This window comes from Micromonospora sp. NPDC006431 (assembly GCF_042870725.1).
GTDB lineage: Bacteria > Actinomycetota > Actinomycetes > Mycobacteriales > Micromonosporaceae > Micromonospora.
Map to the genome: position 1 here is coordinate 62,090 of NZ_JBIAHQ010000021.1, position 21,154 is coordinate 83,243.

General features: G+C 72.6%; 16 protein-coding genes. 7 read left to right on the plus strand and 9 right to left on the minus strand.

What is annotated here, in order from left to right:
- Positions 1-10: 10 nt before the first annotated feature.
- From ACFYM6_RS28270 to ACFYM6_RS28280, 3 genes are all read right to left on the minus strand, one after another.
- Positions 11-2,113: a M14 family zinc carboxypeptidase gene (locus ACFYM6_RS28270; RefSeq protein WP_387280351.1), complete on the minus strand. Its 2,103-nt coding sequence runs from the start codon at positions 2,111-2,113 to the stop codon at positions 11-13.
- Positions 2,114-2,236: 123 nt separating this feature from the next.
- A complete protein-coding gene (locus ACFYM6_RS28275) occupies positions 2,237-2,893 on the minus strand; it encodes a response regulator transcription factor (RefSeq protein WP_073836575.1) in 657 nt (218 codons plus the stop codon).
- Positions 2,894-3,062: 169 nt separating this feature from the next.
- A complete protein-coding gene (locus tag ACFYM6_RS28280) occupies positions 3,063-4,460 on the minus strand; it encodes a glycosyltransferase family 4 protein (protein ID WP_387280353.1) in 1,398 nt (465 codons plus the stop codon).
- 320 nt (positions 4,461-4,780) lie between these two features.
- Here ACFYM6_RS28280 and glgX point away from each other — a divergent pair, with 320 nt between their 5' ends.
- From glgX to ACFYM6_RS28295, 3 genes are all read left to right on the plus strand, one after another.
- Positions 4,781-6,901 (plus strand): glycogen debranching protein GlgX, encoded by a 2,121-nt coding sequence (gene glgX, locus ACFYM6_RS28285; protein WP_387280355.1) that lies wholly within the window; start codon positions 4,781-4,783, stop codon positions 6,899-6,901.
- A gap of 220 nt (positions 6,902-7,121) precedes the next feature.
- Positions 7,122-8,843, plus strand: a complete 1,722-nt coding sequence (gene treZ, locus ACFYM6_RS28290) for a malto-oligosyltrehalose trehalohydrolase (RefSeq protein WP_387280357.1) — start codon at positions 7,122-7,124, stop codon at positions 8,841-8,843.
- A 144-nt stretch (positions 8,844-8,987) separates the two neighbouring features.
- Positions 8,988-9,572: a GNAT family N-acetyltransferase gene (locus tag ACFYM6_RS28295; protein ID WP_387280359.1), complete on the plus strand. Its 585-nt coding sequence runs from the start codon at positions 8,988-8,990 to the stop codon at positions 9,570-9,572.
- A gap of 46 nt (positions 9,573-9,618) precedes the next feature.
- On the opposite strand, the gene ACFYM6_RS28300 is transcribed toward ACFYM6_RS28295, so the two are convergent.
- Positions 9,619-11,097: a glutamate--cysteine ligase gene (locus ACFYM6_RS28300; protein WP_387280361.1), complete on the minus strand. Its 1,479-nt coding sequence runs from the start codon at positions 11,095-11,097 to the stop codon at positions 9,619-9,621.
- Positions 11,098-11,281: 184 nt separating this feature from the next.
- Here ACFYM6_RS28300 and ACFYM6_RS28305 point away from each other — a divergent pair, with 184 nt between their 5' ends.
- Positions 11,282-11,620 carry a DUF3817 domain-containing protein gene (locus tag ACFYM6_RS28305; RefSeq protein ID WP_357442330.1) on the plus strand — a complete coding sequence of 113 codons (339 nt, stop codon included), beginning with the start codon at positions 11,282-11,284 and terminating at the stop codon, positions 11,618-11,620.
- A gap of 30 nt (positions 11,621-11,650) precedes the next feature.
- On the opposite strand, the gene ACFYM6_RS28310 is transcribed toward ACFYM6_RS28305, so the two are convergent.
- Positions 11,651-12,196 (minus strand): hypothetical protein, encoded by a 546-nt coding sequence (locus ACFYM6_RS28310; protein WP_387280363.1) that lies wholly within the window; start codon positions 12,194-12,196, stop codon positions 11,651-11,653.
- 143 nt (positions 12,197-12,339) lie between these two features.
- Between ACFYM6_RS28310 and ACFYM6_RS28315 the strand changes: the two genes are divergently transcribed.
- The 3 genes from ACFYM6_RS28315 (at position 12,340) to ACFYM6_RS28325 (ending at position 16,476) form a co-directional block, all read left to right on the plus strand.
- Positions 12,340-13,464, plus strand: coding sequence for a Vms1/Ankzf1 family peptidyl-tRNA hydrolase (locus tag ACFYM6_RS28315; RefSeq protein ID WP_387280365.1), 1,125 nt, complete (start codon positions 12,340-12,342; stop codon positions 13,462-13,464).
- 240 nt (positions 13,465-13,704) lie between these two features.
- A complete protein-coding gene (locus ACFYM6_RS28320; protein ID WP_387280366.1) occupies positions 13,705-15,117 on the plus strand; it encodes a hypothetical protein in 1,413 nt (470 codons plus the stop codon).
- 222 nt (positions 15,118-15,339) lie between these two features.
- The gene (locus ACFYM6_RS28325; protein WP_387280368.1) at positions 15,340-16,476 is read left to right on the plus strand and encodes a SigB/SigF/SigG family RNA polymerase sigma factor; all 1,137 of its coding nucleotides are present in this window, start codon (positions 15,340-15,342) and stop codon (positions 16,474-16,476) included.
- A gap of 58 nt (positions 16,477-16,534) precedes the next feature.
- Here the strand turns inward: ACFYM6_RS28325 and ctaD are convergent, their stop codons facing one another.
- From ctaD to ACFYM6_RS28345, 4 genes are all read right to left on the minus strand, one after another.
- Positions 16,535-18,538 carry a cytochrome c oxidase subunit I gene (gene ctaD / locus ACFYM6_RS28330; RefSeq protein ID WP_387280370.1) on the minus strand — a complete coding sequence of 668 codons (2,004 nt, stop codon included), beginning with the start codon at positions 18,536-18,538 and terminating at the stop codon, positions 16,535-16,537.
- Positions 18,539-18,621: 83 nt separating this feature from the next.
- Positions 18,622-19,353: an ATP-binding protein gene (locus ACFYM6_RS28335; RefSeq protein WP_387280372.1), complete on the minus strand. Its 732-nt coding sequence runs from the start codon at positions 19,351-19,353 to the stop codon at positions 18,622-18,624.
- Between the two features lie 88 nt (positions 19,354-19,441).
- Positions 19,442-19,909 (minus strand): DUF4383 domain-containing protein, encoded by a 468-nt coding sequence (locus ACFYM6_RS28340; protein ID WP_387280374.1) that lies wholly within the window; start codon positions 19,907-19,909, stop codon positions 19,442-19,444.
- Between the two features lie 69 nt (positions 19,910-19,978).
- Complete coding sequence (locus ACFYM6_RS28345; protein ID WP_387280376.1) at positions 19,979-21,133, minus strand: glycosyltransferase; 1,155 nt, start codon at positions 21,131-21,133, stop codon at positions 19,979-19,981.
- Between the last annotated feature and the right edge of the window lie 21 nt (positions 21,134-21,154).

Below are 21,154 nucleotides of genomic sequence, written 5' to 3' on the forward strand. Positions count from 1 at the left end.
GATCAGCGGGTCAGAGGCTCGCGCACTGGTCGCTCTTCGGGCCCTCTACCGAGTTGCTCAGCCCGATGTTGACCGGTGCCTGGGTGTTGCCGCTGCACTGCAGCGGGCCGGTCACGGTGTTGGCCGCCACCAGGGGCGCGTCGCCCCGGTTGCCCGACACCTCGACCGGACCGGTGACCTTCGCGTCGACGACCACTACCGGACCGCTGGTCTGCGCGATCCGGACCGGGCCCGCCACCGCGGTGTCGGTCAGGAAGACCCCGGCCGCGCCGCTGGCGTCCACCGGGCCGGTGATCGACGAGCCGGTCGCGATCAGCGTCCCGCCCGCCCGGACCCGGACCGGACCGGTCACCGTGGCGTCCCGCAGGCAGGTCACCCCGGAGACCACCAGCTGGCCGTTGTGCTTGCCGGTGACGGTCGGGTACACCCGCTCGCCGTCCACCAGCTTCTCGACGCCCTGCCCGTCCAGCAGCAGCGGGATCAGCCCCCGCTCCGGCTGGGCCAGCGGGACCAGGTACCCGTCGGCGACCTTGACCACCTTGTGGCCGTGCGCGGCGAGGCGCTGGGCCACGGTGGTGCGCTGGCCGGCCGGGCCGTCGGTGCGCTCCCCGTTGTACTGCTCCTCGGTGAGCTTGTACGCGCACGGCACGTTGTCGAGAATCTGGCCGTCGCGCGGCGCGTCGAGCGGCGGCGGGGCCTCACCCGGGTGCGGCGCCGGGTGCGCCGGGATCGGACGGGAACCGCGGAAGACGATCCGGCCCGTGTTCGAGACCTGGAAGGTGATCGCGTCGGCCCGCGCCGTGGTGATCTCCTTCAGGTTCGCCCGGTGGTAGTCGAGGAACTGGTTGAAGGTCCACATCGCGGAGTACGTCTTGCGCCGCCGGTTGTTGGCCGTGTTGCCCTCGTCCGGCCGGGTGGTGCCACCGGAGCTGCGCAGCTCCAGGAGCGAGTTGACGACGTTCTTGAGGCCCAGCGTGTTGCGCAGGATCGTCTCCTCGCTCAGGCCCACGTTTCCGCCGCCGTTACACCCGTACGGGCAGGGCCACCAGCCGTCCTTGGCGCCCTCGGTGTACATGTGGCCCTCGATCATGTGCTGCGACTCGTCGAAGATCGACTGGGCCACGTTCTGGTGCCGCGGCGGCAGCATCGGCAGGTCACCGGCGTTGGAGTTGCCGAACTCGTGCCCGTCGTAGCCGGCGATCGGGCGGTAGTCGCGCAGCATCTGCACCAGCGCGAAGGTCTCCGGCTGGCGAATCAGCGAGTAGTCGCGGTTCAGGTCCTGCCCGGTGGAGTTGCCCCGGGTGTTGGCCGCCCGCCCGTCACCGTTGATGGTCGGCACGATGAGAACGGTGGTGTGCGACAGCAGGTCGAGCGTCCGAGCGTCGTTGCTGAACGCCAGCTTCCGCGCCATGATCAGGCAGCCCTCGCGGTCACCGGGCTCGTTGCCGTGCACGTTGCAGTTGACCATCAGCGGCGAGGTCGCCGCCACGGCCTCCGGGGTGGCCGGCGGGGTGGGGTAGCCGATGACGAACATGTTGATCGGCCGGCCGAGCGCGGTCTTGCCGATCTCCGTGACCCGGACCCGGTCGCTCAGGTCGTCGATCGCCTTGGTGTACGCGTACTCCTCGACGTCGCTGGTGTACTGCGCGGCGAGGGTGGTCTCCCACTGGGTCCGCAGGTTCTCGCCCGGCACGTTCGGGTCGCCCCACGGCGCCGCGGTGGTGCCCGCCACCGGCTCGGAGTACGGCTGCGCGGTGGTCCCGAAGCGGGCGCGCACCCGCCACTGGAACCGGGTGCCCGGGTTGAACCCCGCGTCGGCGAAGGTCGGCGAGGAGTTGTTGATCTGGCGGTTCGGCCGCCACACGCCGGTGATCACGGCGGGACCGGCGGCCGAGTTGTCGGCGGCGACCGGGGTGCGCTCGATCTGGTAGTCGGTGGCGCCGTCGACCGGCGTCCAGGCGAGGGTGGCGTAGCCGTCGCCCTGCGTGACGGTGAGGCCGTCTACCTGGTTAGGTTCGGCCGCGGCCGCATATGCGGGCGTGGGCCCGGTGATCGCCGCAAGGCTGGCGGCGAGCAGGACGGAGAGGATCGCCGTCGTCCGTCTGTCTCTCATGGAAGCTCCAGAACAGGTGGGAAGACACGTCCGGACAGCACACGCCAGTGACGCCCGCCACGGTCGGCGGGGCGGGATTTCTTGAGAATGATCTGAGGATTCGCCGGCCCGCGCCACGGAGGGCTACCCCGACCGGAGCCGGTAGCCCACCCCGCGTACGGTCTCCACCAGGCCGGCGTCGTCGAGCTTGCCCCGCAGCGCCGCGACGTGGACGTCCAGGGTGTGCCCCGAGTTCCAGGTCGTCTGCCAGATGTCCATCAACAGCCGGTCCCGGGGCACGACCGTGCCCGCCTGCCGGGCCAACGCCATCAGCAGCTCGAACTCCTTGCGGGTCAGGCTGACCTCCCGGTCGGAGAGCCAGACCCGCCGGGCGTTCAGGTCGACCCGCAGGTCGCCCACCTCCAGCGTCGTCTCCACCCGGGCGGCGCGGGCCGTCCGGCGCATCACCGCCTCGATCCGGGCCTGCAGCTCCGCCATCGAGAACGGCTTCACGACGTAGTCGTCGGCGCCGGCCCGCAGCCCCGCCACCCGGTCCCGCTCCTCGGACCGGGCGGTCACCAGGATGATGGCGACGTCCTCGTTGCGCCGGCGGATCTGCCGGCACAACTCCAGGCCGTCCCGATCGGGCAGGTTGAGGTCGAGCAGGACGAGATCGACCGGCCCCGCGGCGGTCGCCTCCGACGCGGTGGTGGCCGCGATGACCACGTGGTTCCGCCGGCGCAGCGCCGCGGCCAACGCGGACGCGACTCGCAGGTCGTCCTCGACCATAAGCACCCGCACCGCGTCTCCTTGGACCTCGTCCCGACAGGTCCACGCGAGTCTGTCCGATGGCAGCGGTCGTGACCAGCCCGGACGGAAGATCGTGACCGCATGATGACGTGCCTCGACCCATCTCGGTGACCCCCGCCGTCGGGCGGGCGATCCACCGTCGCCCGCCCGCGGGTACGCCTCAGCGGAGCCCGGCAGCGGCCAGCAAGTTGCCCTCCGGTAGCGGCGGGAGCGCCCGGCCGAGGGCCATCCGCTGCTCGGCCCGTTCGGCGGTGAACGCGGCGTCCTTGGCGATGGCGGCGGCGTACGTGGCGGCGGTGCGGGACGCGATCGCCGACCAGCCGTACTGCTCGTGGACCATGGTGCGGGCGCGGCGGGCGAGGGCCCGGGCGTGCTCCCGGTCGGCGAGCAGCGCGTGCACCGCCTCGACCAGCCCGTCCGGGTCCTGCGGGGCGAAGGTCATCCCGGTCACGCCCGACTCGACGATCTCGGCCAGCCCGCCGGTCCGCGACACGGCGAGAGGTGCACCGGCCGACGCCCCCTCCAGGGCGACCATGCCGAACGGCTCGTAGATGCTCGGGACCGCGAAGCAGTCCGCGGCGGCCATCACCGCGGGCAGGTCGGTGCCGCCGAGGAAGCCCGGCATGCTCACGGTGTCACCCAGGCCGAGCCGGTGCACCTCAGCCGCCAGGGTCGCCCGGTACGGCCCGTCGCCGACGACCACGGCCCGCAGCCCGGGGTGCCGCTGGCGCAGCCGGGGCAGCCCGGCGAGCAGGTGCTGCACCCCCTTCTCGTAGACCAGCCGGCCGGCGAAGGTGACCAGCGGGCCGTCCCCGGCGAAGCGGGCCCGGGCGGCGGCGACCGCGGCCGCCGGCGCCTGCCAGCGTTGCGGCTCGACGCCGTTGGGCACCACGTCGACCCGCCCGGCCGGCACGCCGAACAGGGCGGCCACCTCGTCGCGCATGTAGCCCGAGCAGACGATCACCCGGCCCGACTCGGCGGCCAGCCAGTGCTCGACGCCGTGGATGGTGCGGTTCATCTCCTCGGGCAGCCAGCCCTGGTGCCGGCCGGCCTCGGTGGCGTGGATGGTGCTGACCAGCGGCACGTCCAGGTGCTCGCGCAGGGTCATCGCGGTGTGCGCGACCAGCCAGTCGTGGGCGTGGATGACGTCGTACCCGCCGGACTCGGCGGCGCGCAGCGCGGCCCGGGTGAGGGTGTGGTTGAACGCCATGGTCCAGGCCAGCAGGGAGTTGGTGGCGAGGGGGAAGGTGACCGGGTCCTCGGCGGCGCGGACGATCCGCACGCCGTCGGCGTACTCCTCCAGGGGTGCGCCCTCGGCGTGGCGGGTGACGACGGTGACCTCGTGGCCGGCGGCGGCCAGCGCGACGGAGAGGGCGTGCACGTGGCGGCCGAGGCCGCCGACGAGCACCGGCGGGTACTCCCACGACAGCATCAGGATGCGGCGGGTCCGGGGCGGCACGCCGGGCTGCTGCGGGATGGACGGGCGGGCGGTGCGGGTGGGTCGGTTCCGTGGTTCCGTCGCGGTGGCGGGCTGCTCGCCGACCCGCAGGATCGTCACATCAATCTCCGTCCAGGCATGGTGGTGCGCGCCGACGACTCTGGCGGCGTGGTGAGCGTGGTGAGGGTGGCCGAACGGCCGGGCGGATCGGCGCGGGCGCGCACGTCCGGATACCAGGAAACGGCATCTCACGCGAACTTGCACCTGGAAAAGGGCGATCGTGACGGACAACACCTGAGGGCTCGGTCGATATCAGGTGGGTGGATTCCGGCTACTGTCCGAACGGGTGGGTTGGCGGAACGTACGGCGGCGCACTACCGGCGTGCGCACCGGCGGCCCGCCCGTCCGGTGCGCTCATGATCATGGGCCGAAGGAGCGACATGCAGGTCTGGCCGGGCGAGAGCTACCCCCTCGGCGCCACCTACGACGGGATGGGCACGAACTTCGCGATCTTCTCGGAGGTGGCGGAGAAGATCGAGCTCTGCCTGTTCGACGAGTGGGACACCGGCGCCGAGCGCCGGGTCGAGCTGCGCGAGGTCGACGCGTACGTCTGGCACGCGTACCTGCCGGGGATCGGGCCGGGGCAGCGCTACGGCTACCGGGTGCACGGGCCGTGGGACCCGGCCAACGGGGTCCGCGGCAACCCGCACAAGCTGCTCCTCGACCCGTACGCCAAGGCGGTCGACGGGGAGGTCGCCTGGGATCCGGCCCTCTACGACTACGAGCTGGGCGGCGACCCGGACCGGATGTCGGAGACCGACTCGGCCCCCTTCATGCCCAAGTCCGTGGTGGTCAACCCGTACTTCGACTGGGGCAACGACCGGCCGCCTCGGACCCCGTACCACCACTCCGTGATCTACGAGGCGCACGTGCGCGGGCTGACCATGCGCCACCCCGACATCCCCGAGGAGTTGCGCGGCACGTACGCGGCGATCGCGTCCCCGGTGATGATCGACTACTTCAAGCGGCTCGGGGTGACCGCGGTCGAGCTGATGCCGGTGCACCAGTTCGTGCACGACCACCGCCTGGCCGACCTGGGCCTGCGCAACTACTGGGGCTACAACACCATCGGCTTCTTCGCCCCGCACCACGGCTACTCCGCGCTCGGCGGCCGAGGCCAGCAGGTGCAGGAGTTCCGCGGCATGGTCAAGGCGCTGCACGCGGCCGGCATCGAGGTCATCCTCGACGTGGTCTACAACCACACCGCCGAGGGCAACCACCTCGGCCCGACCCTCAGCTTCAAGGGCGTCGACTGCGCCAGCTACTACCGGTTGAGCGAGGCGGACCGGCGCCAGTTCGTCGACTACACCGGCACCGGCAACAGCCTCAACGTGCGTAGCCCGCACTCGTTGCAGCTGATCATGGACTCGCTGCGCTACTGGGTCACCGAGATGCACGTCGACGGTTTCCGGTTCGATCTGGCCGCCACCCTGGCCCGCGAATTCTACGAGGTCGACCGCCTCTCCACCTTCTTCGAGGTGGTGCAGCAGGACCCGGTGGTGAGCCGGGTGAAGCTGATCGCCGAGCCGTGGGACGTCGGGCCCGGCGGCTATCAGGTGGGCAACTTCCCGCCGCGGTGGACCGAGTGGAACGGCAAGTACCGGGACACCGTGCGGGACTTCTGGCGCGGCGAGCCGGCCACCCTGGCCGAGTTCGCCTCCCGGATCTCCGGCTCCGCCGACCTCTACCAGGACGACGGCCGCCGGCCCTTCCACAGCATCAACTTCGTCACCTGCCACGACGGGTTCACCCTCACCGACCTGGTCTCGTACGACGACAAACACAACGAGGCCAACGGCGAGGAGAACCGGGACGGTGAGAGCCACAACCGGTCCTGGAACTGCGGCGTCGAGGGGGCGACCGACGACCCGGCGGTGCTCGCCCTGCGGGCCCGGCAGCGGCGCAACTTCCTGGCCACCCTGATGCTCTCCCAGGGCGTGCCGATGATCGGCCACGGCGACGAGTTGGGCCGCACCCAGCAGGGCAACAACAACGCCTACTGCCAGGACGGCGAGCTGGCGTGGGTGGACTGGGAACGGGCCGACGAGGAGCTGCTCGACTTCGTCCGGCGGCTCACCGACTTCCGCAACCGGCACCAGGTGTTCCGCCGGCGCCGGTTCCTCACCGGGCTGCCGGTGGGCGGCCGGGCCGCCGGCTCCGCCCTGCCCGACCTGGCCTGGTACACCCCCGACGGCCGGGAGATGACCGGCGAGGACTGGGGGAACGACTTCGGCCGCTCGGTGACCCTCTTCGTCAACGGCGACGGCATCCCGGAACGCGGCCAGTACGGCCAGCGCCACCGGGACGACTCCTTCCTGCTGCTGTTCAACGCGCACGACGCGCCGCTGGACTTCACGCTGCCCGGGGCCGAGTTCGGGCCGCGGTGGGAACTGGTGATCAGCACCGCGGACCCGGATCCGGAGCAGACCCCGCTGGTCGAGGCGGGCGGCACCGTCTGCATGCCCGACCGTGCGCTGCTGGTGCTGCAGCGGAGGGCCTGACCGGGCCCGCCGTCCTCCGACTCGCGGCCTGACCGGGCCCGATGTCCTCCGATCCGACGGCCGGCGGCCGGCGGGACACGACCCTGTCGATTTCCGTTCATCGTGTTGCGGACATGTTCACCGGTCGGGTCTACAGTGGGTTTGAGCTGCTCCTTCATGATCTGTTGAGCACCTATCCCGTCGCCCTCCTCGCTCCCATTGACTCTGTGGAGGCCGCCGCATGACCGAGTTCACGGTGTGGGCGCCCGAAGCCGCCCGGGTTCGGCTGCGCCTGCCCGGCATCGCCGACCGCGACATGCGTCCCGGGCCGGACGGCTGGTGGCGGGTCGAGGTGCCCGGCGCCGGACCGGGCACCGACTACGCGTTCCTGCTCGACGACGACGAGCGGGCGCTGCCCGACCCCCGGTCGGCCTGGCAGCCGGCGGGCGTGCACGGGCCGAGCCGCCGCTACGACCACGCGGCGTTCCGGTGGACCGACCAGAGCTGGACCGGCCGGCAGTTGCCCGGCAGCGTCCTGTACGAGCTGCACGTCGGCACCTTCACCCCGGAGGGCACCTTCGACGCCGCCATCGGCCACCTCGACCATCTGGTCGACCTCGGCGTCGACCTGGTCGAGCTGCTGCCGGTCAACGCCTTCAGCGGCGAGCACAGCTGGGGCTACGACGGCGTCTGCTGGTACGCCCCGCACCAGCCGTACGGCGGGCCGGACGGGCTCAAGCGGCTGGTCGACGCCGCGCACGCCAGGGGGCTGGGGGTGATCCTCGACGTCGTCTACAACCATTTCGGGCCCTCCGGGGCCTACGCGCCGATGTTCGCGCCGTACCTCGCCGAGCAGCGCAACCCCTGGGGCCCCACGGTCAACCTGGACGGGCCGCACTCCGACGGGGTACGCCGCTACATCGTCGACAGCGTGCTGATGTGGCTGCGCGACTACCACGTCGACGGGCTGCGGCTGGACGCCGTGCACGCCATGCCGGACTCCCGGGGCACCCACCTCCTGGAGGAGCTGGCGGTCGAGGTCGAGTCGCTCTCCACCCACCTGGGCCGCCCGCTGTCGCTGATCGCCGAGTCCGACCTCAACGACCCGAAGCTGATCACCCCGCGGGAGGCCGGCGGCTACGGCCTGCACGCCCAGTGGAACGACGACGCCCACCACGCCCTGCACAGCCTGCTCACCGGCGAGCGGCAGGGCTGCTACGGCGACTTCGGCTCGCTGGAGTGCCTGACCGACGTGCTGACCGGGGCGTTCTTCCACGCCGGCACCTGGTCCAGCTTCCGCAACCGCAGTCACGGGCGGCCGGTGGACCGGCAGCGCACGCCCGGCCACCGGTTCGTGGCGTACCTGCAGAACCACGACCAGATCGGCAACCGGGCCACCGGTGACCGGATCTCCCAGACGCTCTCCGCCGGTCTGCTGCGCGTCGGCGCCACCCTGTTGATGACCGCGCCGTTCACCCCGATGCTGTTCATGGGCGAGGAGTGGGCGGCCACCAGCCCGTGGCAGTTCTTCACCAGCCACCCCGAGCCGGCACTGGCCGCTGCGGTGGCCGACCGGCGGCGGGAGTTCGCCGCGCACGGCTGGCCGGCGAGGGAGGTGCCCGACCCGCAGGCCTTTGTCCGGTCCCGGCTGGACTGGGCCGAGCTGGACAAGCCCGAGCACCGGGAGATGTACGACTTCCACCGGCGGCTGATCGCGCTGCGCAAGAGCCGACCCGACCTGTCCGACCCGCGGCTGAACCGGGTCGAGGTACGGCACGGCGACCAGTTCCTGCTGATGCGCCGGGGCGAGTGCCTGGTGGTGGCGAACCTGGCCGGCAAGCCGCAGCGGATCAATCTGCCGGGCGTGGTGCGCCGGGTGCTCCTCGCCACGGAGAGCGGGGTCACCGTGATGCGGGACGGGATCGAGCTGCCGCCGGAGTCGGCGGCGATCGTCGCGCTCTGACCCCCGCTGGGCCGGTGGACCTGCAGGGCGACATGCGGCACGCCGCGTCCTCGGCTCGCGACACCGCGACCTGCCGCAACTCGTCGCGGCCCCCGCCGGTCAGCGGGGCGGCGGCGGGCGGGCCCAGCCGCTAGCGTGCCGGGCATGGCAGCAGCTGGACCACCCGTGTCGCTCGCCGGCATCACGCACGAGGCCGGCGGCTGCACCGTCCGGCTGCGCCCGGTCGCCGAGACCGACCTCGCGATGTTCCGCCGGTTCCTCACCGAGCCGGGGCTGATCGGGTTGGACTGGGCCGGCTTCCGGGACGCGGGCGCGCCGGCCCGCCGGTACGCCGAGGACCGCTACCTGGGCGAGCGGGACGGCCGCCTGATCGTGCAGGTCGAGCCGGGGGAGGCCGCCGCCGGTTACGTCAGCTACCTGTCCGGCAGCTACGGCGGACGCGCGCCGTACTGGGAGATCGGCATTGCCCTGCTGCCCGAGTGGCGTGGCCGGGGCATCGGCTGGCGGGCCCAGGCGCTGCTCTGCGACTACCTGTTCGCGCACAGCCCGGCGCAGCGGATCCAGGCCGGTACCCACCCGGAGAACGTCGCCGAGCAGCGGTCGCTGGAGAAGGCCGGCTTCCAGTTGGAGGGTGTGGTCCGGGCCTGCGAGTTCCGGGCCGCCGCATGGCGCGACGGATACCTCTACAGCCGGCTGCGCGACGACCCGCCCCCCTGGGGCGCCGGCTGAGCCCTCAGGCGAACGGCGGGCTGGCTGATGCCCACCGGCTGAGCACTCAGGGGATCGGCCACTCGTGCACGGGTCGGTTGCTGTGCATCAGGTCCACGTAGTGGCGGACCACCTCGCACAGCGCCTCCGGCCGGTCCAGGTGGTCGGCGGACTCCAGCCGGTGCAGTGTCTCCACCTGCCAGGTGGCGCCGTTGCGGCCGGTCAGGCAGCGCTGCTCGATGATGCCGAGCAGCCGGTCCCGCTCGCCCGGGTCGAGCCCCCACCGGTCCAGCCCGTGGTGGGCCAGCGGCAGCAACCGGCGCAGCACCAGCTCGGTGACCGGCAGGTAGCCCAGCCCGGGCCAGTACACCTGGGCGTCGATGCCGTGCCGGGCGCAGGTGGCGAAGTTCTCCTCGGCGGCGCTGAACGACATCTGCGACCACAGCGGCCGGTCCGACTCGGCGAGCGCCCGGACCAGGCCGAAGTAGAACGCGCCGTTGGCGATGGTGTCCAGCACGGTCGGGCCGGCGGGCAGCACCCGGTTCTCCACGCGCAGGTGCGGGCGCCCCTTGAGCACGTCGTAGACCGGGCGGTTCCAGCGGTAGATGGTGCCGTTGTGCAACCGCAGCTCGGCCAGGCCGGGCACGTCGCCGCTGGCCAGGGCCTCGGCCGGGTCCTCCGGTTCGCAGACCGGCAGCAGCGCCGGGAAGTAGCGGACGTTCTCCTCGAACAGGTCGAAAACGCTGGTGATCCAGCGCTCGCCGAACCAGACCCGCGGGCGTACCCCCTGGGCCTTGATCTCCTCCGCGCGGGTGTCGGTGGCCTGTTGGAACAGTGGCACCCGGGTCTCCCGCCACAACTCCCGGCCGAAGAGCAGCGGCGAGTTGGCGCCGAGGGCGACCTGGACGCCGGCGATCGCCTGGGCGGCGTTCCAGTGGTCGGCGAACTGGGCCGGGCTGACCTGGAGGTGGAACTGGGTGCTGGTGCAGGCGGCCTCCGGGGTGATGGTGTCCGCGGTGACCACCAGCCGCTCCACCCCGCTGATCGAGATCCGCAGGTCCTCGCCGCGGGCGGCGAAGATCTGCTCGTTGAGCAGCTTGTAGCGGGGATTCGTCGAGAGGGTGGCGGCGGTCAGGTGTTCCGGGCGCAGGGTCGGCAGGATGCCGATCATCACCATGTGCGCCCCGACCGTGCGGGCCTTCTCCTCGGCCGCGTTGAGGCTGGCCCGGACGTTCTCCTCGAACTGTGCGGTGCCGGTGCCGCCGAGCCGGCGCGGAGGCACGTTGATCTCCACGTTGAACTGGCCCAGCTCGGTCTGGAAGGCCGGGTCGGCGACCGCGTCGAGCACGTCCGCGTTGCGCATCGTCGGCTGCGAGTCGTCGTCGACCAGGTTGAGTTCGATCTCCAGCCCGGTCATCGGCCGCTCCACGTCGAAGCGGGACTCGCGCAGCATCTCGGCGAAGACGTCCAGGCAGCGCCGTACCTTCTCCCGGTAGCGGGCCCGGTCCTCGCGGCTGAAGGTGCGTACGCCGACGTCCTCGCCCATGGTCACCACCCTGTCACCGTTGGTCCCCCTAACCTCGCACGCCACGGCGGGATGGGGAAAGACCCGAAGGACCCCTTACTACCCGCGCAGGGCCCCGGTGATCCCCGTCGCGTCGTGTCCGTGACTGCCCGGTCCCGACGCTTCGGCCGGTTAGCATGGCGCGGACGGATCGTGGGGAGTGCGGATGCGCGAGAAGACGACCAGGCTGTTCGTGGCGGCGGCGATCGCTGAGGCGTGCTCCTGGGCGGGGCTGCTGGCCGGCATGGCGGTCAAGTACGGCCCGCCGCGCAACGAGCTCGGCGTGCAGGTGTTCGGCCCGATCCACGGCGCGCTCTTCGTGGTGTACGGGCTCCTCGTCCTCGTGGTGGCCCGGCAGCACCGCTGGTCGCTGTGGCACACCGCCGTCGCCCTGGCCTGCGCGGTGCCCCCGTTCGCCACCGTGCTGTTCGAGCGGTGGGCCCGCCGGCGCGGCCTGCTGGGCGCGCCGGCGCCGGTCGACCGTCCGCTCACCCCGGTGGGCTGACCGCCGCCCTGGCAGGGGCGGGGCGGAACCTCAGGTGAGCACCGAGCAGGAAGCGACGCCCAGCACCAGCAGCGCGCCGAGTGCCGCCTGGAGCAGCAGCGGCGGGCCCAGGTGGGACCAGACCGTGGCGGTACGCGGGGTCAGCAGCTGCCCGGTGGTCAGGTTGACGATCCGCTCGATCCGCGGCGGCAGGTCGTCGTCGCGCTGCGGCCGCAGGGTGAGCTGCAGGTGGTCGCCGGGGTGCAGCGCGCTCTGCGGCAGGTGACCGTGCAGCTCCACCTCCAGCAGCCGGTTCGCGGCATCGCGCAGCCGGACCGGGGTGACCAGGAACTCCGGCCCCTTCTTCAGCTCCTTGAACCGGCGCCGGGCACCGCCGCCGGCGCTGAGCAGCGCCCGCGCCATCCGCACCGGCAGCCCCACCACGCTTGCCGCGGTCAGCACCGCGACGAGCATCGGCTGCCCCACCCGCACCTCGCGCGCGTAGCCCTCCATGAGCCGGACCAGCCGGCCGTTGACGATCCGCTCCGTCGGTTGGACGGCGCGCCGGATGTGGAGGTCAGTGTCCATGGTCACCACCGAGAGTCCGGTTCAGTTCACTCATGGTATCGACCTCGCAGGCTGAAAGGCATGAATGAAAGCCGGTCACGGGCGCCGGCCCGGCCAGGTGACATCCCCCGTGGTGCGGGTATGCGTGCGGCCGAGCTGGAAAGGGGTCGAGCATGCAGCTGTCCTTCCTGCGCCCGCTCTACGACCGCCCTGGGCCGTGGTGTTCGGTGTACCTGGACGCCTCCCGGGACACCCACGACTCCCGTCCTGCGGTCGACCTGCGCTGGCGCTCCCTGAAGGGGAGCCTGCTGGAGCAGGGCGCCGACCAGGTGACCGTCGACGCGGTGGAGGAGGTGGTCCGCCGGCACGATCCGATGCCCGGCGACTACGGCGTGGCCATCTTCGCCACCCGCGGCCGGGTGGTGCTCACCGAATACCTCTCCGCGCCGCCGCTGCGGGACCTGGCCAGCTGGTCCGCCCTGCCGCACACCATGCCGCTGGTCGCCCAGCGCGGCGAGCAGATCGCCTGGGTGCGGGTGCTGGCCGACCGGATCGGGGCGGACGCGATCGCGGTCAGCGCGGGCGGGGTGCCGCGCAAGTCGCACGTCGTCGGGCGGGAGAGCTACCAGCTACGCCGGGTCAATCCCGGCGGTTGGTCCCAGTCCCGCTACCAGCGCGCCGCCATGGAAGCCTGGCACCACAACGCGGGCGACGCCGCCGCAGCCACCGCCGACCTGGCCGACCGGGTGGGCGCGGACGTGGTGGTGGTGGCCGGCGACGTCCGGGCCACCGGCATGATCGCCGCCCAGCTCCCCGAGCGCTGGCAGGACGTGCTGGTCCGCACCGACGCCGGTTCCCGCGCCCGGGGTGCCGACCCCATGCTCATGGACGACGTCACCGTGCAGACCATCGCCGAGGTCGCTGACCAGCGGATCAGCGTCGCGCTGGACAGGTTCGGCACCCAGGAGGACGTCGGGGCCGGGCTTGCCGCGGTGGTTTCCGCCCTGCAACGCAATCAGGTCGACACCATGCTGATCGTGGACGACCCGTCGGCCACCGGCGAGCTGTGGGTGGGCCCCGAGCCGACCGAGATCGCCACCGATCCACAGCAGTTGGCGGCCATGTCGGTGGCCGATCCGCAGCGGGTCCGCGCCGACGCCGCGCTGCTGCGCGCGCTGGTCGGCACCGACGCCGACCTGACGGTGCTCGCGCCCGAGGAGGCGCCCGAACTCACCGACGGGGTGGGGGCGGTGCTGCGATACGTCGACGCGAGCACGCCCGGCCGGGGCAACGCCTGACCGTACGGGACGCCGCCACAACATCGGGGAAGTTGCTGCCTTCGCGCGCCGCGAGGCAGCAACTTCCCCGTTCCCGTGCGGATCTTGGGCGGACTCGACGTGCCTGGGGCCGGTGCGCGGCAAGCGCGGTGCCGCCGGACACCCGAGGATTGGTCCGGCCCGTGGGGGGATGCCCCGTTTAGACCCCATCGGGACGGGAAGCCGGGCCGCGTGGTGAGCGAACGAGGCAAGGTGGGGCCGGTGCGGAAGGGGCCCGTGGGGGCGACGACCGCCGGCAGCGGCCTGAGCGGCGATCGGATCGTGGCGGCGGGCAGCACCGCGCGGGTGCTGGTGGCCGCGACGGCCCGGGCGCTGCGCGGCGACGACTGCGCCGACCTCGGCCACCCCACCCCGTTCTCCCGCTTCGCCGGCGCCCCCGAGCCGGTGCGCCGGGCCGCCGCCGCCCGCGCCGCCGGCCGGGTCGCGCTGGCCCCGGCGCAGGTCGCCGAGGTGGACGCGGAGCGGGTGGCCGGCTGGATCGTCGACCAGTACCCGGCCGGCCGCTGGCCCGGCGTGGTGCTCGGCTCCCCGCACGGCGCCGCGGTGCACCTCGCGGTGGCCCTCGGCGTGCCCTGGCTGCCCGCCGGCTTCGAGCTGACCGTGCACTGGACCCGCGGAGCGGTGGACCGGCCCCAGGCCGCGCTCGACCACGGCGCCGCCCTCGCCGGCCGGCTGCTCGCCGCCAACCCGGACGTGCACGTCCGCCAGGTGCACTGCCCGGCCAGCCGGGGCGCGTCGGCCGGCGCCACGGTTGCCCTCGCGGTGCGCTGGCGCGCCCTGCCCAGGGCATACGCCCGGTTCCTGGCCGACCGGCTGGAGCCCGCCGCGCCGGTGCTGCTGCTGCACGACGCGCGTACCTGGCCGGTGCTCGACGAGGGGGCCGGGCACAGCTTCCAGGTCGGCTCCCCGGCCAGCGGCCTCGACCCGGTCGACTTCCACCCGGACGCGCACGCGCTGCGCCAGGTGCTCCGCTCCGCCGGCGGGGACAGCTCCCACTGGGCGCCGCCGGACGTCTCCTGCCCGGCGGCGTACGCGGAGAACGGTGTGGAGTCCGGTTTCGAGCACAACGCCCGGGAGTGGACCGGCCGGCACGGGCATCCGCTGCACCGGGGGCTCGTCCCGCAGCCGGACGCGCTGAGCGCCGCCACCGCGGACCTGTACCGGCGCTGGCTGCGCCGGGCCGGCAAGACCGGCGACCGGCTCGTGGTCGAGTGCGGCCGGCTGCTTGACCCGTGGCAGGTGGTGCGGGCCGGGCTGGTGCCGTACTGGTGCGAGAACGCGACCCGGCGCCGGGTGCAGGGGGCGGAGTGGTGGCTCGCCGGCAGCGAGGCGTTCAGCTCGGTGGACGTGCTGCCGGAGCCGCCTGGGGTCCGGTCGCCCGCCCTGGCCGGCCTGCCGCAGTGGCTCGCCGTGGCCGGCTTCGGGCGCCGGCGCCGGGCGCTGGACCGGGCTTCGGCCCGCGGCTACCCGGTCACCTCCGTGCCGACCCGGCGGGCCACCGAGGTGTTGCGCAACCAGCCGTACGACCTGCCGACCCCGCCGCCGCTGCGGATGGCCGAGGCCCTCGCGGCGCTCCGGGACGCGGGCGCCCACCAGGGACTGCTCGTCTCCTGACCGAACCCCGGCGAAACATCCTCACGATCCCGCGGTCCGTGATTGAGTACCTACGGAGCGGGAACACCGCTCGCTGCGAGACGGCACACGACGCCGTGCAGCGAGCTGCCGCCGCTCCTGGCGTTCCGTCACCTAACCCATTTCCGGCCCGGTGCGTGGCCCGACCACGCGCACGACCGGTCTTCCCAATCCGGGCGGGGGACCTTCCTGAGGGAGGCGCGGATGTTCGGACAGACCACCACACCCACCACACCACCACCCACCGAGCGGGGCCTGGAGGACCTCGACGCGGCGGCCCTGGCGTACGCGGCCCGGATCGAGGGCCTGCCGCCGGAGCGGCGGCAGGAGGCGCGGGACGATCTCGTCCGGTTCGCGCTGCCGTTCGCCGGCCGGCTGGCCCGCCGTTACCGGGGCCGCGGGGAACCGCTGGAGGACCTGGAGCAGGTGGCCCGCCTCGGCCTGGTCAACGCCGTCGACCGGTACGACCCGGAACGGGGTTCCTTCACCGCGTACGCGGCCATCACTATCGTCGGGGAGATCAAACGGCACTTCCGGGACCGCACCTGGGGCGTACACGTGCCCCGCCGGCTGCGCGACCTGATCCTGGAAGTGGGGCAGGCGACCGCGGCGCTGACCAGCGAGCTGTCCCGGGCTCCGACCGTGGCCGAACTGGCCCAGCGGCTGGAGACGCCCGAGGAGGAGATCCTCGCCGCGCTGGAGTCCGCCGCCGGCTACAGCCCCGCCTCGCTCAACGCACCGGTCGGCGGGGAGAGTTCCGCCGAGTTCGGCGATCTGGTCGGCGAATCGGACAACGCGCTGGAGTCGGTCGACGACCGGGTCACCGTCAGCGGCCTGCTGCACCGGCTGCCCTGGCGGGAGCGGCGGATCCTCGCCATGCGCTTCTACGGCAACCAGACCCAGGCGGAGATCGCGGCCCGGTTCGGCATCTCCCAGATGCACGTCTCCCGGCTGCTCTCCCGGGCGCTGACCTGGCTGCGACAGGCGATGCTCGCCGACGCTGCGCCCCCGTGGCAGAACGGCGCGAACGAGTCCGAGCCGGCGAAGGCGAAGATCTCGGTCAGGCAGAACGGGGACCGGGTGGTCGTCGAGGTCGGCGGCGAGGTCGACCGGGACGGCGCGGACCAGCTCCGCAAGGCGATGTTGGAGGCGGTGACCGGGCAGCCCCGGGAGGTGGTGGTCGACCTGGTCGGTGCGGGCGGCTTCGACGCCGGCGGCATCGCCGCGCTGATGGCCGGCCGGGACGCGGCGGCCCGGACCGGGGTGCCGCTGCGACTGACCCGGGTGCAGCCCGCGGTACGCCGGTCACTCGCCGCGGCCGGCCTGCCGGCCGCCGACTGACCCCGTGCGCCCGAGAGGGCCGGCGCCCGTAGCGCCGGCCCTCTCGCGTGACTCCGGATCAGTACTCCGAGGTGTCCCCACGCCCGCGCGGGTGGCGCCACTCCTCGTTCTCCACCGGTGTCCGCTCCGCGCCCAGGATGGTTTCCTCAGGCTCGTCGGCCTCCTCGAAGCTGGGCCGAAGGATCTCCTCCGGCTCGGGCACGTCGACCGGCCGGGCGCCCGACTGCGGCGCGGGGTGGTAGGCGACCGCCTCCCGGGCGCCGTGCGCGCCCTCGGCGGCCGGCGCCTCGGGGACGTGTCGCTCGCGGTGCAACTCCTCGGCGAGGTGCTGCGGCGGCTTGGTGGTGCGCTGCGGCAGGTCGCTGCCGAGGCTGGCGACCAGGCGGCCGTACTTGAGGTCGAAGGCAGGCCGCTCGGAGCGGATCCGAGGCATCCGGTCGAAGTTGCGCAGCGGGGGCGGGCAGGTGGTGGCCCACTCCAGCGAGTTGCCGTAGCCCCAGGGGTCGTCGACGGTGACCTGCGCGCCGTACCGCCAGGACTTCCAGAGGTTGTAGATGAAGAACAGCGTGGACGCGCCGAGGACGAACGACCCGATGCTGGAGACGGTGTTCAGGGTGGTGAAGCCGTCGCTGGGCAGGTAGTCGGAGTAGCGCCGGGGCATGCCCTCGTTGCCCAGCCAGTGCTGGACCAGGAAGGTGGTGTGGAAGCCGATGAACATGGTCCAGAAGTGGGCCTTGCCGAGCGTCTCGTCGAGCAGCCGGCCGGTCATCTTCGGGAACCAGAAGTAGACCCCGCCGAAGGCGGCGAAGACGATGGTGCCGAAGAGCACGTAGTGGAAGTGCGCTATCACGAAGTAGGAGTCCGTCAGGTGGAAGTCCACCGGCGGGCTGGCCAGCAGCACGCCGGTCAACCCGCCGAAGAGGAAGGTGACCAGGAAGCCGACGGCGAACAGCATCGGCGTCTCGAAGGTGAGCTGTCCCTTCCACATGGTGCCGATCCAGTTGAAGAACTTCACCCCGGTCGGCACCGCGATGAGATAGCTGAGCACGCTGAAGAACGGCAGCAGCACCTGTCCGGTGCCGAACATGTGGTGTGCCCACACGCTCATCGACAGCACGGTGATCGCGATGGTGGCGAGGACCAGACCGGTGTAGCCGAAGATCGGCTTGCGGGCGAAGACCGGAATGATCTCGGTGATGATGCCGAAGAACGGCAGCGCCACGATGTAGACCTCGGGGTGCCCGAAGAACCAGAACAGGTGCTGCCAGAGCATCGGCCCGCCGGTGGTCGGGTCGTACACGTGCGAGTGCAGGAGCCGGTCCGCGCCGAGCGCGAGGAGCGCGGCGGCCAGCAGCGGGAACACCAGGATCACCAGCACGCTGGTGAGCAGCAGGTTCCAGGTGAAGATCGGCATCCGGAACATGGTCATGCCCGGGGCGCGCAGGGTCACGATCGTGGTGATCATGTTGACCGCGCCGAGGATGGTACCGAGCCCGGAGATGACCAGGCCGACGATCCACATGTTGCCCCCGACCCCCGGGCTGTGCTGGGCCTCGCTCAGCGGCGTGTACGCGAACCAGCCGAAGTCGGCGGCGCCGCCGGGCGTGGCGAAGGAGCCGACCACGATCGAGCCGCCGAACAGGTACAGCCAGTACGCGAGCGCGTTCAGCCGGGGGAACGACACGTCCGGCGCGCCGATCTGGAGCGGGACGATGTAGTTGCCGAACGCGAACACCAGCGGGGTGGCGAAGAGCAGCAGCATGATCGTGCCGTGCATGGTGAACGACTGGTTGTACTGCTCGGGCGAGAGGAACTGCAGCCCCGGCCGGGCCAGTTCGGCGCGCAACAGCAGCGCCAGCACCCCGCCGATCAGGAAGAAGATGAACGACGTCGTCAGGTACAGCAACCCGATCACCTTGGCGTCGGTGCTGCGCAGCAGCCGCCAGAGCGAGTTGCCCTTGACCGCCTCCCGGACGGGCCCGGGATACCCCCCGAAGTGGGCCGGCGCGAGGATCGCGGGCCCTCGGTCCCTGGCCGGTTCCGTGACTACCCGCTTGGGCATCGCTCTCACCCCGTCGATTACAGAACGGACGGGCAGACATACCCGCCCGATACCCATAAAACCAGGCGAGAGTGAAATTTAGGTCAATTCGCGGGCAGCATGGCCCAGACCACCTTGCCGGTGCCGGCCGGGGCGCTGCCCCAACGCTGGCTCAGCTCGCGGACCAGCATCAGTCCGCGACCGCCCTCGGCCCGCAGGTCGGGGGCGGCCGCGGCCCGCGCGTCGGCCGGGCTGCCGTCCAGCACGGCCACCCGCAGGTACGGCCTGCGCAGGGTCAGCGTCACCTGCATCGGGGTGCCCGCGTGCCGAACCACGTTGCCGACCAGTTCGGTGAGCACCAGCGCCGCCGGGCCGGCCAGTTCCGGGATGTTCCACCGGCGGCAGCCGTCGGTGACCAGCTCCCTGGCCCGCCGGCACGCCCCGGCGACCGGCTCCAGCCGCTCCCGTAGCCGGGGGGCCGCCGCCGCGCCGGCCAGCGCCGCGGCCCCGGCGCAGTCCGGGCGTACCGGGAGCTCCCGGCCCACTGTCATCTCGTTGAGCCAGCTCGCCACGGCCGGCGGGGGAGCGCACAGCACCAGCGGCACCGCGGGCCAGTCGGCGGCCCGCCGGGCAGCCGCCGCGAAGATGGAGAGCGCCAGCGGGTCCGCGACGTCCAGCCGTCCCAGGTCCACCACGAGCGCGTCGGGCTGGGCGGCCAGGCACCGCTCCAGCACCGTGTGCACCGACCGCATCGTGTCCACGTCGAGTTCGCCGGTGAGCCGTACGACCGCGACCGGCAATTCGTCGCGCACCTCGCAGCTGATCCGGGTCGACATCAGGCCCTCGTTTCCGAGTCGTCGCGGACCTGCCAACTACCCGCGACTACGGCGGATGAAACCGGACCAGACGCCCATCCCGCCCCGGTCAGCGCCGAGCGGCGACCCGGGTGGTGGCCAGCCCGAGGGCGATCATCCCGATGCCGAGCCCGAGGTGCAGCCAGTTGTCCGCGCCGTTGACCGGGATGAAGTTCGCGGCGCCGGTGCTGTGGTAGACGATCAGTCCGTAGAGCCAGAGCACCAGGTAGATCGCCCCGCCGCCGACCAGGAAGGCCCGGGCCCCAGAGACCGTCGCGGCCAGCGCCAGGCCGGCCACCCCGAAGACCAGGTGCAGGATGTTGTGCAGGACCGAGACCTGGAAGACGCCGAACAGCTTCGCCATCGACTCGTGTCCGGCGAAGTAGAGGTCCCCGAAGTTGGTGGTGATCCCCGGGATGAAGCCGAGCACCCCGACGATCAGGAAGATCACCCCGATGGCCGCGGCGGCCCGGCTTGCCGGGGCGCGGCCGTCGGCCGGGTTCCGTCGCGCCCGCGAGTGGGCCATCGAGTTCGTCATGCCGGCCTCCTGAGCTGGGTCCGGACGGCTTCCCCGCGGGCCGGGGCGGCAAACGCGGGTGTCCCTCCCTCAGGCGAGCTGGAGGGTCGGGGCGGCCGGCTGGCGGACCCGCTCGTACAGGCCCACGTACCGCTCGGCCATCACCGCCGGGGTGAACCGGGCGGCCGCCTCGCGCCGGCACTCGTCCGCCTCGAGCAGCCCGGCGGCCATGACCAGATCGCCCAGCTCCTCCTCGTCGGTAGTAAGCAGACCGGTGCGGCCGTGCTCGACGAGCTCCGGCAGGCAACCACGGGCGACTGCCACCACCGGGGTGCCCAGCGAGAGCGACTCGACCACGGCGGTGCCACCGGGCTCCTCCCAGCGCAGCGGGAAAAGCGCGGCCCGCGCGCCAGCGAGCAGGTCGTCCCGCTCCTGGCCGGCGACCGTGCCCACCCAGCGCACCAGGTCGCCGTCCACGTACGGAGCGACCTGGTCGTAGAAGAAGCGCACGTCCGGGTTCTGCCGGGCCTCGTCACCCGCCGCGGCCAGGTCCTGCGGCCGGTGGTACGGCCCGACCGGGCCGGCGAGCACCAGCGGGAAGCCGACCTGCTGGGCCAGCCGGGCGGCCAGGTCCTGCCCCTTGCCCGGGTTGACCCGGCCCAGCACGATCACGTGGTCGCCCTTCTCCGCCGGCGGGCGGCGGCCCGCGTCGACCGCCAGCGGGGTGGACAGGTGCACGTGCCCGACCGAGTGGTCCTGCAGGGCGCGGGGCGCGCGGGCCAGCTGCGCCGCGGAGACCCCGTTCACCCGGATCCGGTCGCCGCCGTCGAGGTTGCCGTACAGCTCGGGGTGCTTGGCCAGGTCCCAATGCAGGGTGTGCAGCACCGGCGGGGCGTCCGGTCCCATCGCCGCCAGCGTGGCCAGCCCGACCGCCTCCACGTGGTCGTGCACCAGATCGATGTCGTCGCGGGTGTGCAGCGCGCGCACCACCCCGCTGAGATGCGCCTGGGAGATCCCGCAGACCTGGTTGTACGGCCGTTGCAGGGCGTGGAACTGCCCGTCCGGGAAGACCGAGATCTTCTCGTCGACGGGCAGCGTGCTGGTCTCCACCGAGGCGAGCACCACCCGTACGCCGAGTTTGCGCAGCTCCGGCACCAGGGTGGCGACGATGTTCTCGATCCCGCCGTAGCCGGGCGGCGGCACGGACAACCAGGGGCCCGCGTTCATCAGGACCGTGAGACTCATCGTGGGATCCTTCCGTCGGCG